Below are 419 nucleotides of genomic sequence, written 5' to 3'. Positions count from 1 at the left end.
ATTGTGGACACCGCCAGCCGGATGTCTGCGCGACCCGTAGACCGGGATGAGGCCGTGTACAGCTTCACGCTGCCCGCTTCCGGTAAATTTCAGACCWACCAGTCCGGCTGTCGTCCCTGATCAGGAACCGGATTCGCGGAGAGTTTCATGGCTTCTGCAGCGGAACAGCTTGCATCCAATCTTAGTTTCTCGACATTTGCCAAAGCGGATGATTTGAAGAAGCGCCTGTGGTTCACCCTCGGTGCGCTGCTCGTCTATCGCCTCGGCACCTATATTCCGCTGCCGGGCATCGACCTCGACGTGTTCGCCAAGGCGTTCGACAGCCAGTCGGGCGGTATCCTTGGCCTGTTCAACATGTTCTCCGGCGGTGCCGTGAGCCGTATGGCGATTTTCGCCCTTGGCATCATGCCGTATATCTC

At 58.4% G+C, this 419-nt stretch carries 1 pseudogene; it reads left to right on the top strand.

The features are described 5' to 3' along the window. Positions 1-147: 147 nt before the first annotated feature. Positions 148-419, top strand: a pseudogene (secY, locus tag AC1D0P_RS30470) (preprotein translocase subunit SecY); the annotation flags it as partial.

The organism is Polaromonas sp. P1_G2, assembly GCF_056405515.1.
Note: the sequence above shows the minus strand (reverse complement) of the source record. Positions and strands in the feature narration are given on the sequence as shown.